This is a genomic window from Photobacterium carnosum, from assembly GCF_002849605.1.
Classification (GTDB): Bacteria; Pseudomonadota; Gammaproteobacteria; order Enterobacterales; family Vibrionaceae; genus Photobacterium; species Photobacterium carnosum.
This window is the reverse complement of sequence record NZ_NPIB01000038.1, coordinates 1-11,758: the sequence shown is the minus strand read 5'-3', so window position 1 is coordinate 11,758 and position 11,758 is coordinate 1. Positions and strand designations below refer to the sequence as shown.

General features: G+C 39.1%; 9 protein-coding genes. 7 read left to right on the top strand and 2 right to left on the bottom strand.

Annotation, left to right across the window (positions count from 1 at the left end; translation table 11 throughout):
• Positions 1–2: 2 nt before the first annotated feature.
• The 4 genes from CIK00_RS20005 (at position 3) to CIK00_RS19990 (ending at position 7,179) form a co-directional block, all read left to right on the top strand.
• Positions 3–3,800, top strand: a complete 3,798-nt coding sequence (locus CIK00_RS20005) for an AAA family ATPase (protein ID WP_101770314.1) — start codon at positions 3–5, stop codon at positions 3,798–3,800.
• A gap of 178 nt (positions 3,801–3,978) precedes the next feature.
• Positions 3,979–4,668, top strand: a complete 690-nt coding sequence (gene phoB / locus CIK00_RS20000; protein ID WP_045037157.1) for a phosphate regulon transcriptional regulator PhoB — start codon at positions 3,979–3,981, stop codon at positions 4,666–4,668.
• A 152-nt stretch (positions 4,669–4,820) separates the two neighbouring features.
• Entirely contained in the window at positions 4,821–6,149 is a 1,329-nt protein-coding gene (phoR, locus tag CIK00_RS19995; protein ID WP_101770313.1) for a phosphate regulon sensor histidine kinase PhoR, read from the top strand.
• 85 nt (positions 6,150–6,234) lie between these two features.
• A complete protein-coding gene (locus CIK00_RS19990; RefSeq protein WP_269780632.1) occupies positions 6,235–7,179 on the top strand; it encodes a PstS family phosphate ABC transporter substrate-binding protein in 945 nt (314 codons plus the stop codon).
• A 148-nt stretch (positions 7,180–7,327) separates the two neighbouring features.
• On the opposite strand, the gene CIK00_RS19985 is transcribed toward CIK00_RS19990, so the two are convergent.
• The gene (locus tag CIK00_RS19985; RefSeq protein WP_101770311.1) at positions 7,328–8,140 is read right to left on the bottom strand and encodes an enoyl-CoA hydratase/isomerase family protein; all 813 of its coding nucleotides are present in this window, start codon (positions 8,138–8,140) and stop codon (positions 7,328–7,330) included.
• Positions 8,141–8,317: 177 nt separating this feature from the next.
• On the opposite strand from CIK00_RS19985, the gene CIK00_RS19980 reads away from it, so the two are divergent.
• The 3 genes from CIK00_RS19980 to CIK00_RS19970 all read left to right on the top strand — a co-directional run bounded on the left by CIK00_RS19980 (position 8,318) and on the right by CIK00_RS19970 (position 10,142).
• Positions 8,318–9,262, top strand: coding sequence for a LysR family transcriptional regulator (locus CIK00_RS19980; RefSeq protein WP_101770310.1), 945 nt, complete (start codon positions 8,318–8,320; stop codon positions 9,260–9,262).
• Positions 9,263–9,607: 345 nt separating this feature from the next.
• Positions 9,608–9,874, top strand: a complete 267-nt coding sequence (locus CIK00_RS19975) for a type II toxin-antitoxin system RelB/DinJ family antitoxin (protein WP_101770309.1) — start codon at positions 9,608–9,610, stop codon at positions 9,872–9,874.
• Positions 9,861–10,142, top strand: a complete 282-nt coding sequence (locus tag CIK00_RS19970; RefSeq protein ID WP_101770308.1) for a type II toxin-antitoxin system YafQ family toxin — start codon at positions 9,861–9,863, stop codon at positions 10,140–10,142. The genes CIK00_RS19975 and CIK00_RS19970 overlap by 14 nt, the downstream gene beginning before the upstream one ends.
• Before the next feature lie 77 nt (positions 10,143–10,219).
• Here CIK00_RS19970 and CIK00_RS19965 read toward each other — a convergent pair whose 3' ends face one another.
• Positions 10,220–11,467 (bottom strand): SEC-C metal-binding domain-containing protein, encoded by a 1,248-nt coding sequence (locus tag CIK00_RS19965; RefSeq protein WP_101770307.1) that lies wholly within the window; start codon positions 11,465–11,467, stop codon positions 10,220–10,222.
• Between the last annotated feature and the right edge of the window lie 291 nt (positions 11,468–11,758).

Sequence of the window (11,758 nt, the reverse complement as noted above, 5' to 3'; positions counted from 1 at the left end):
AAATGAAAATACTTGCACTGCGTGGTGAAAATTTAGCGAGTTTACAAACCAAATTTGAGATTGATTTTGCTGGTGGACGCTTAGGCGAAGCGGGATTATTTGCGATTACGGGTAAAACAGGCGCGGGTAAATCAACCTTGCTCGATGCGATTTGTTTAGCGTTATACGATCGTATTCCTCGCCTGCAATCTAATAAAAAAAATGATGCTGAAATCGGGCGTGATGATGACGATAATCGCATTAAAGCCAACGATGTGCGCAGTATTTTATCGCGCGGTAAAGCCGAGGGGTTTGCTGAGGTAGATTTTATTGCTAACGATGGTTCGCATTGGCGTACCCATTGGCAAGTGCGTCGTGCTCGTGGTCGAGCGGAAGGTAAAATGCAAGCGGCTGAACAATGGTTAGAGAATATTGAAACTGGGCAACGTTTTGCGGGTAAAAAACAAGAGTTACAAGCTGAAATAGAACGCTTAATTGGGTTGAGTTTTGATCAATTCCGTCGCGCAGTGATGTTACCTCAAGGTGAGTTTGCGGCATTTTTAAAAGCGGGTGCTGATGAACGTGCCACGTTACTTGAACGAATGACGGGCGGTGAAATTTACGGTCGGTTATCGATGGCGGCTTATAAGCGTTCAGCTGAGGAAAAACAAAAGCTGGCTCAGTTACAAGATAAGCTTGGCGATGTGGCCTTATTAACGGATGAACAAAAATTGGCATTAAATAGCCAGTTAGAGGTTGTACGTCAACAAGTTAATACTCAACAGCAACAGCTTGAGCAATTAAAACAGCATCAGGATGTCATGCTAACCGCGTCAAAGTTACAGCTGCGTATTGCTGAGGGTGAACAACAGTTACAGCAAGCTGAGTTCATTCAACAACAAGCAGCGCCGCGTTATATAGAGTTGCAACAATACGAACAAGCCTTGCCTGCCCGTGGTGATTTCAGCTTATTAGTACAAGCAAAACAGCAACTAATTAAGTGGACGGCAACAGAGCAACAAAGCAGCGCTACCTTAAAAGAAAATCACCAACAGCAAGCGCAATTGCAAGCAAGTACTGAGCAATGCCAACAGTTACTGACTCAAAAACAACAGGCGTTTAATGCGCTAGAACCAAAATTAAAGCAAGCAGCCACCATTGAACAACAACGTCATGGCTTACAGTTGCAACGCGATGAGTTACAGCTGCAAATTTCACAGTTAACCAATGCGTTAGCGCTTAACCGTGAGCAATTATTAAAGCAGCAACAGCAACAACAAACCTCACAACAACAGTATCAACAGCTGGTGGTTGAGTTAAAGACAACGCAAGCGGTGAAAGCATTAGCTGAACAGCATAACGCGATCAAAGATAACGTTAACCAATTTCAGCAAGCACAAACCGATATTGCTCACCTGCAAGCAGATATCAAACAACGTCAAATAACATTAACCACAATCACTCAACAACAAGCTGACTTAGAACAACATCTGTCAGGTTTTGCGGCACAACAGCAACAGTTAACAGCACAAGTTGCTGCGTATGATCTTGTTCAATTAGAACAAATACAAGATCAACAACGTCAAGATTATAGTGCTTATCAACAGTGTAATAGCCAATTAAAAGACAGTTTATATGGCTTAGATAAGTGGCATGGGCAGCTACAGCAACGTGATAAATTGCAGTTACAACAGCAGGCATTAGGGGTAACTATCACCAATAATCAGCACCGTTTAACCACACTAGCCCCTGAATTATTACAATTAGACGCGCAACATAAAGAAGTTGATCACCAATTGACTCAAAGTCGCGCGGTGATGAACCTAACTGATTATCGTGAGCAATTGATTGAGGGCGCAGCGTGTCCGTTATGTGGTGCGCTTGAACATCCATACCAGCAACATAATCCGCAAGTTGCCACCATTATTAGTCAGCAACAGCAGCGATTGCAGCAGCTAGCCCAACAATTGCAAAATGTTCATGCCGAGCAGCGTCAACTGACCCAAACCATCACGCAAGATCAACACACCCAAACCGAATTAGCGCAAGAGATTGATGGGCTTAATGCGAATATTCAAACATTAGTCAGTCAGCAACAATGTCATTGGTCTGATTTAATGGCGCTTGATCTTGATGCGATAACGTTGGCTGAAATTCGCTTATCCGCCGTCAGTGATGTGGCTCAATTGGCACATTATCAAGCCAATTGGTCACAAGCACAGGATGATGCGATAGCGAAAATGCAGACCATTAAAACCCAAGGCGAGCAGCGTAAAAAACTGATCACCGAGGTTAAACAGCAACAGCAACAATTGCTGCAATTGAGTCATCAACAAGCTGAGCTCAAAGAGACCTACCATCAACTGTCGCAACAACAAACGCAAGCGCAAGAACAGCAAAAAGCGTTAGTGTCACAATGTGAAAGCCAACAAAAAGTCTACGAACAAAGACAACAAGCATTGAATGCAATTTACGGAAATGATGCGTGGCTAACAGTATTATCTCAGCAAGGTAAAAATAGTTTTATCGCCGAACTTGAGCAACAAATAGCACAATATCAAACCAATGTTAGCCAACAACAGCAACTTGAAAAACAGTTGGCTGAACGTGCTCCCGTATTAGCTCAGTTAATCAGTGGGGTTGAGCATAGCGAGCAGCAGTTACAGACGATGGCCAATAAAGATCATCAATTAACGCAACAACAAACGCTATATTGGCAACAACGGCTTGATCTCATTGGTGAGCAATCGTTAGATGTCATTGAACATAAAGCCAAAGCTGAGCTTGAATACCAGCAACAACAATTACAACAACAGCAAACTCGGCTTAATCAGTTAGCCGAAGCGATGGCGGCAAATGAAGCGCACCATCAACATGCTCAACAGCAATTGGTTGAAGCCAATCAAGCTCAGCAACAGTTACAACAAACATGGGGTAATTGGCTAGAAAAATTAGCCCTGACTGAACCTGAATTGACCGCGTTATTGAGTAAAGATGATGCATGGTTGCACCAACAACGGGCTGAGCTTAAACAGATCGAACAGGCATTATCTGCTTGCCAAACAGTATTAAAAGAGCGTCAACAAGCACATATTGATCATCAGCCAATGGTTGAATTAGCGACAGATTGGTTTACTGACCATGACATCAGCAGTGATGCGAGCTCACAACAACAAATTATGGCTGAGTGGCAAACTCAAAAACAGCACAGTGATGATCAGGTGTTTCAATTACGTCAGCAATTAGTCCATGCCGAGCAAGCGGAACAACAGGCAGGAGATCTACGATCTGCGTTAGCGACACAACAAACCCAAACCGAACTCTGGCTACAAATGAATGAGTTAATCGGCTCTGCAACGGGCAATAAGTTCCGTACCTTGGCACAAGGGCTAACCTTACAACAATTGGTGTTAGCAGCGAACGAACATTTGCAAGATTTAGCCCCACGTTATGCGCTACAACCTGTACCTGGCAGCCCGTTAGCGTTACAAGTTATTGATCATGATATGGGCGATGAAGTGCGCAGTGTGGAATCGCTTTCTGGTGGCGAAAGTTTCTTGGTGTCGTTGTCGTTAGCATTAGCGTTAGCCTCACTTGCGGCTGATACGCGCCAGCTCGGTTCACTGTTTATTGATGAAGGTTTTGGTACGCTTGATCCTGATAGTTTAGAGATGGCATTAGCTTGCTTAGATGCTTTGCAAGCGGATGGGCGTCAGATTGGGGTTATCTCGCATGTTAGCACCTTAGTTGAGCGAATTGGCGTGCAAGTTGCGGTTGAAGCCATAGGCGGTGGACGTAGCCAAATCATCATAAAAGGGTAATTATATTGCCATTAAGTGTTGGGTTATTTTTGTTGTAGAATCAAATAGCAAACGTATTTTAAGCGATTGTTATTGATTCTATTAAAATCATCTTTATCTGAAAAAGTCACAAAAGTGTCATAATGAACACACATAATGATGCATGTCAGAGAAAACAAACGACTAGGTAGATTTTATTATGGCAAGACGGATTCTTGTAGTAGAAGACGAAGCACCGATTCGCGAAATGTTGTGTTTTGTCCTAGAGCAAAATGGATATCAAGCAATAGAAGCTGAAGATTACGATAGTGCATTAGAAAAAATGTGTGAGCCGTATCCTGAGTTGATCTTAATGGATTGGATGTTACCTGGAGGCTCTGGCATTAACTTGATTAAGCATTTCAAGCGTGATGAATTGACTCGCCAAATTCCAGTGGTGATGCTAACGGCCCGTGGTGAAGAAGAAGATAAAGTACGTGGTCTTGAAGTGGGTGCAGATGATTACATCACTAAACCGTTTTCACCTAAAGAGTTAATGGCACGTTTGAAAGCCGTTATGCGTCGCGCTTCACCAACGGCTTTAGATGATGTGATTGACGTTCAAGGATTGAAATTAGATCCCGTTTCACATCGCGTAACCTCAGCCGATGAGCCACTCGACATGGGGCCGACTGAGTTTAAGATGTTGCACTTTTTTATGACTCACCAAGAGCGCGTTTATAGCCGTGAGCAACTGTTGAACAATGTGTGGGGCACCAATGTTTACGTTGAAGATCGCACTGTTGATGTCCATATTCGTCGCTTACGTAAAGCACTTGAGAATGATGGTCACGATAAGATGATTCAAACGGTTCGTGGGGCGGGATACCGTTTTTCAACCCGCATGTAAATATTCCATTGTGCTTATCAGCCGTGGCAAACTCGTTACCTTCATTATTATCATGCGCCTATGATAGCAATGAAGGTTGTGTTGGTTTTATCGAATAGAAAAATAGCGTAACGGAACCACTGTATTACTCCGTTGCTGTTAGGAGTAAACATGTGGAAAGATTGACATGGAAAAAGTTGGTTGGGGAGCTGATATTATTTTATCTACCTTGGCTTATACTTGGCGTTATTTTTGGCTACTTACCGTGGTTTTTATTGATCGCGAGTTGGATCCAACTGGGGTGGCATTTTCATAATCAACTTAAAATGTCGAATTGGTTATGGAAAGATCGTAGCTTAACGCCGCCTTCTGGCTCTGGCAGTTGGGAGCCGCTATTTAATGGTATTTACCGCTTACAACAACGTAATCGTCGCCGCCGTAAAGAACTGACCACCTTAATTCGTCGTTTCCGTAATGGTGCAGAATCATTGCCCGATGCGGTGGTGGTGTTTCGTAGCGAAGGTAATATTGTGTGGTGCAACAAATTAGCCCAACAATTATTAGGTTTGCGCTGGCCTGATGATAGCGGTCAACCTATCAGTAATTTGTTACGCAGCCCCGATTTTGTTCGCTACCTTTCTCGTCAAGCTTTTGATACCCCATTAGAAATAACCTCACCGATGAACTATGACCGTACTCTAGAATTACGGATCATGCGCTACACCGAGGGCGAATATCTGATGGCAGTGCGCGATGTGTCACAGTTAAAACAACTGGAAGGCATGCGCCGTAATTTCTTTGCCAATGTGTCCCATGAACTACGCACCCCAATGACTGTCTTGCAAGGGTATCTTGAAATGGCACAAGATCCTGAAATGCTAATGGGACCAATGTGGGATCGCGCTCATGGTGTGATGACCGAACAATTAGCGCGTATGAATGCGCTGGTTGAGCAGTTATTAACGTTATCTAAAATTGAAGCTGCACCGACGATTGAACTAGAAGAAATGGTCGATGTGCCTGCAATGCTGGATATTTTAGAAAAAGAAGCGATGTCGCTCAGTAGTAATAAAGATCAGTCATTTACCTTTGAGGTTGATAACAGCTTAAAAGTCTTTGGCGATAATGATCAACTCCGCAGTGCCATTTCAAACTTGGTTTATAACGCGGTTAAACATACCCCGAATGATGCCGCTATTCATGTGCGTTGGTATCGCTCACCAACAGGGCCACGATTAGAAGTGACTGACAGTGGTGAAGGTATTGAGGCGCAACATATTCACCGTTTAACGGAACGTTTTTACCGAGTTGATAAAGCCCGTTCTCGTGAAACTGGCGGCAGTGGTCTAGGGCTCGCTATTGTTAAGCATGCACTCAGTCACCATGACGCACATCTAGAAATAGAGAGCGAGATTGATAAGGGCAGTACCTTTTCATTCACGTTGCCAAGTCGATTAGTGGTTGATATTGCATTGCCACATACCGCGACTAATGATCACTAATAAAAGGTAAGGATACCTAATGCTAATGTCACCACTAATAAAAATGATCACCACAACCATGAGCGGGCTCAGTGTGTGGAGTTTGATGGCATTAGCGCCTGTTATGGCAGCGACGACCTCGATAGCCGAGGTCGATATTCAGTTACAACCTTATTTTAAAGTGAGCGGAATTTCGGGTAATTTATCGTCGGTGGGATCGGATACGCTAGCTAACTTAATGACCTACTGGACAGAGGCTTTTAAACGTCAATATCCAAACGTTAATATTCAAATTCAAGCATCTGGTTCATCAACAGCACCGACTGCGCTGGTGGAAGCGACGGCACAATTAGGGCCAATGAGTCGCTTAATGAAAACCAAAGAAGTTGAAGCATTTGAAAAAGAATACGGCTATAAACCAACCGCAATTAAAGTGGCGGTGGATGCGTTAGCCGTGTTTGTGCATGAAGATAACCCGCTTAAAGGCATCAATTTTGAGCAGCTAGATGCAATATATTCGCGTACCTTACGTTGTGGTGCATTAGTACCTATTACTCAATGGGGACAACTAGGCTTACCCAATAGTTGGCAGCAGCGTAATATTCAATTATTTGGTCGTAACTCAGTATCAGGCACCTATGGTGATTTTAAAAAGCGTGCTTTATGTCGTGGCGATTTTCGTAATAACGTTAATGAACAACCGGGTTCAGCCTCGGTGGTGCAGTCTGTTTCGACCTCGCTCAATGCGATTGGTTATTCAGGTATTGGCTATAAGACCACGGGGATTCGCGCTATTCCTGTTGCCCGTGAAGGCTCTGATTATGTTGAAGCCACGGTAGAGAATTCTATCAACGGTAATTATCCACTATCACGCTATTTGTATTTATATATCAACAAACACCCCAACAAAGCTTTAGCACCGATGGAGCAAGAATTCTTACGCTTTATTTTATCCAGTGATGGTCAGAATATAGTGCAAAAAGACGGTTATATTCCATTACCTGTTGCGATTGTGAATGAAAACATGATGAAGTTGGGGCTGAAAGATTGAGGTTGGTGTTAAGGTTGTTGCGGCGCGTTAATATGAAACTTATTTACGGAATAGTCAATAAATGATCTGAAGAGAAATGGCAGTAATTTGTGTGGTAATAGAAACCACCCTGAATAAAGAGATTTACTCAGGGCGTTATTTATTTCTATTATTTTGATAATTCGGCAGCTGTGTCCATAAAGATACCTTGCATATCTTTTGCTTCACGCTCAGTTTGTCCGCCATGTTTTAGAAATGTAGAGATAATCATCGCGGTTTTTTCTTCTTTTGCACGCTCTAAAAAGTAGCGTAACTCTAGCTCTGCGCCTGCGGTTTCGTCTGTAATTGACGCTGCGATGATTTCTTTGTACATCACGATATCACGAATTTCTAAGCTGCTAATGATGCCAAGTGTCATTTCTAAAAAGGCATTCATTTCTGCTTTAGGCACAAACTGAGTAATAATATTTAGTTTTTCAGCTTGTTGTGCCGTGAAATCGTTACCTAATAGTAGCGCTTGTAAGGCTTTGTTTTTGCCCATTCTTCTTGCGTACTGAACTGCGCCTTGACCGCCAGTTGGAATATTGACGTGAATTTCTGGTTGAGCAAAAGCTGCATTTTCAGTGGCATAAGAAAGGTCACATGCCATTACAAATTCGTCACCGCCACCACGAGCAACACCATCAACCAAGGCAACAGAGACTTGCTTCATTGCTTTGATGTTCATGATCATGTGGCTAAACTCAATAGAAGCCGCTTGTCCACCTTGGGTACCGTTAATCACATTAAGATCAAGGTGTGCTAAAAAGAACGTTTCGTGCAGTGATTTAAACACAACTACTTTTGTATCACGGTCATCTTTTAAAGAAAGTACAAACGCATTAATTTCGTTAATGAGATCAATATTTATTACATTCACTGGTGGATTATTGATGGTTACTGTTGCGATACCACCATGGCTAGTAATTGATAATGTTTTCATAATAATTTCCTCTAAATAGCCTACTAGGCTCGCTAAATACGGTAACGTTAAATGACTTCCTTTTCGTCATTGAGTTAACTATAAACAATTTATTAGATGAGAAAAATGCCAATAATGGCATAGGATTGATGCTAATATTGCACCAATGGTTTGTTTCTTTATTCTTATAAGGCTTATATGGATTTTTCTAATCGTTTATTGTTATTACTCGAAGTGATAGAGCTGGGGTCTTTTACGAATGTGGCAGAGCAGAAAAATATAGATCGCTCTGTAATATCAAAACAGATAAGCCGTTTAGAAAAGGAGTTGGGAGTTCGTTTACTTAATCGTACTACGCGTTCGTTATCGTTAACCGCTGTTGGTAGTGAAATGGTAAATCAAGCGCGGCAATTGCGAGAACTACTAGAAAATACTCATCGCTTAACTCAAAATTATCGTTCAGAACCAAAAGGAACATTGAAGATCACCAGTTCGATGATGTTTGGTCGTCAATATGTACAAGATGCGATTTCTATTTTTCAGCAGCAGTATCCTGATGTGAAGTGTGAACTTAGATTAGAAGATAGAATGGTTGATATAGTGCAAGAAGGTTTTGATATTGGGTTTCGTATTGGTAAGGCTAAAAACTCAAGTTTGATATCAAGAAATATTGCTCGAAGTCGTTTATTAATTGTCGCTTCTGCTGATTTTATTAAACAACACGGAAAAATAGAGACAATTAAAAGATTAGAAACATTACCCGCAACTATTTATTCGGCACCGGGATTATTAATTGATAAATTTAGCTATCTTGATGAAAATAATAACGAACATCAATTTAAGCTTAATGCTATTTATAAAGTTAATGATGTAGAAATGATGGTAAAAAGTGTATTAGCAGGAAATACACTGGCAGTTGTTTCTGCGAAAATGCTTAATAATGAGATTATTGAAGGTAAACTAATACCTATTATGACTCATTTGAATATTGATGATTTTGGAACTATTTATGCGGTGTACCCACATCGAGATGCACCTATTAAAACGAAGCGATTTATCGAGATTCTAAAGTCAATTGTTGGCGAAGATTTGCCTATTTGGGAGCAGAACATTCCTGATTTTGATGTCTTGTATGGGCATTAGAGCTTATGTCTATTCGTGCGGGTTGTACTTATTAATTGAATCTACAGACCCTGTAAATAATTCTGTGTAATTATCTTTTACAGGTGATCTTTTAAACGCTCATTTTTTAATACGTTAGCCATCTTAATCGCCATTTTTGTAGTTACGGTAAAATACCGTAACTAATGTTACATTTATTTTAAATCTACCTCATATGCAAAAATACCGCCTTAAATTGGACGGTATTTAACATATTAGATCTTTATGTGAACTGATACACGATAACGTCCAGATATAACAAAGATCGCTAATAGCATCATTTTTTGTTACTCTTTATAATAATGTAGCACATACGAGGCACAAATAATGAAAACAGAAATAGTTAGAGCTAGAGTCTCTAGTGAACTAAAGCATGAATCTGAAGTAATTCTATCCGAATTAGGTATGAGTATGTCAGATGCTATTCGTATTTTTTTAAGCCAAATAAAATTACGTAATGAATTTCCAATCGAACTTAAGATGCCGAATAGAGAAACACTAAAAGCAATGAAAGAACCAGTCACTAAAGATGAATATAGCTCAGCAAGTGATTTGTTTAGTGATGTCTTAGGCTGTAGTGATGTTAAAAATTAGAGTAAAAAACGCCTTTAAAAAGGACTTAAAAAAAGCGGCTAAAAATACACGATATAATACTTCTCTACTCAAAGAGTTAATTGATAGTCACTTAATAAAAACAGGTACAGTTCCTGAGCAATACAGACCCCATCTTTTACAAGGGGATTGGAAACCTCATATGGAATGCCATATTCAACCTGATTTTTTATTAATATGGGATGTCGATTGGGAATTAAAAGAACTGATATTAGTTAGATGCGGTTCTCATTCTGAATTGTTCGGATGATTATTGGACAAAAATACCGTCTTTTTAGACGGTATTTAACATTTAATCTATTTATGCGCACTAACAGGTAGACCGAACTAAAAAGCCCCGTGACATTTTTTAAACTTTAGGCCACTCTGGCATGGACATTTTTCATTTGGTTTAATAGAACCAAATCTTTTTATAATTAATGTTCGCTGGTGCTCTTTTTCTTTTTTTTGAACTAATACATCTATTTTTTCTTTTAATACATCATCCAAGAATATATTAGGACTCCATCCATTTATGACTTTATCAACTAAAAAACTATCACAAAACGACGATGCTAAACCTAGTAAAGGATTAACCAATCCAGCTATGTTGGGTAATGTCCACCTTATACTTTTTAATAGATGGCTATTTTTATGACTTTTAGTTAAAGCAAATAATATATCTTCTTTAGTTAAATTGTCATCATTAAACCATTCATTAAATTTTTTTGCTTTATTCTCATTGGATATATTTATAATATCATTAATAGATATTAACTTTCTTCTATATAAATCATAAATATTAGGAATTTTTTTAATACTACATACATCAGAAAAATAATCCACTTTATCTATAATGGGTTTTCTAGTGTAGAATGATAATTTTGAACTTAGGTAATCTTTAGAGAATGAATCTTGAACTATACATCCAACGTTGTATTTCTCTTGTAATGAAAATCCTTTAAGTGTATTTATTAGTCTTAATACACTTGTTGTTTGGTAAGGGTTCATACAATCAATAGATTCAACACCATTCAGGAACTGATTAGAAATTTCCTTATTCAATATGTCTTTCTTTAAATTATCAATAATTAAGCTATTTAATTTATCTGTTTCACTATCATTTACTTTATTTATCATGGCATTTTCAATACTTTGAATAAATTCACTCTTAATTGATTTCCTTTCTGTATATGATTGAAAATTAGTTTCCATATAAGGTAATAGTGGGATTGGTTTAATATCAGTATTTAGCTTTAGCTTAGAGCCATTTTTATTTAAAAACTCCATTGAGAAATCAACTTCACTATATATTAGTTTTACTTTTCTTTCTTTTAATAAAGTAAAGCAATCATCAAATCCAATGAAAGAAATTAATTTTCTAAAATCTGTATCAATCATAATTAATGAATCATACAAAATTAAGCTACTAAAAAATTTACTTAAAGCATTATCATTTAATGCTTTAATATCCCCCCCCATATCAAAACCTAAGAGTAACGTTGGACTTTTAAAGTCCTTGCACTCCATACCATTAGGATCAAGGAGTGTTAGTTTTGAAACAGGGCTTGGAAAATTATTAATTAAAATATCCATAAAAAACCAAAATAAAAAATATAAGAATAATAATATCAAAGAAACCCATAAAATCGTCCCTATAATCGATTTTAAGACCACAAATACCGATCATTCAGCTCGTAGTATGACTTTGCGCTAAAAACGCCTGTATTTAACATATGGTATCTAATCCGCATTACGCTTGTAGGTCCCATTTAGAAATGTCCGGTTTGAACCCGTTAGAAATGTCATGTTGAACTATATTCAGATCATAGGTTTTGCTATGAACTGGAATCAATAAATGTTGCTCACTATGACTGAAAATGAATT

What these genes read in the sequence shown, in the direction of transcription:
- CIK00_RS19980 (WP_101770310.1), top strand. Translation starts at nt 8,318, where the DNA reads ATGGATTTTTCTAATCGTTTATTGTTATTACTCGAAGTGATAGAGCTG.
- CIK00_RS19970 (WP_101770308.1), top strand. Translation starts at nt 9,861, where the DNA reads ATGTTAAAAATTAGAGTAAAAAACGCCTTTAAAAAGGACTTAAAAAAA.
- CIK00_RS19990 (WP_269780632.1), top strand. Translation starts at nt 6,235, where the DNA reads ATGGCATTAGCGCCTGTTATGGCAGCGACGACCTCGATAGCCGAGGTC.
- CIK00_RS19985 (WP_101770311.1), bottom strand. Translation starts at nt 8,140, where the DNA reads ATGAAAACATTATCAATTACTAGCCATGGTGGTATCGCAACAGTAACC.
- phoB (WP_045037157.1), top strand. Translation starts at nt 3,979, where the DNA reads ATGGCAAGACGGATTCTTGTAGTAGAAGACGAAGCACCGATTCGCGAA.
- CIK00_RS19975 (WP_101770309.1), top strand. Translation starts at nt 9,608, where the DNA reads ATGAAAACAGAAATAGTTAGAGCTAGAGTCTCTAGTGAACTAAAGCAT.
- CIK00_RS19965 (WP_101770307.1), bottom strand. Translation starts at nt 11,467, where the DNA reads ATGGATATTTTAATTAATAATTTTCCAAGCCCTGTTTCAAAACTAACA.
- CIK00_RS20005 (WP_101770314.1), top strand. Translation starts at nt 3, where the DNA reads ATGAAAATACTTGCACTGCGTGGTGAAAATTTAGCGAGTTTACAAACC.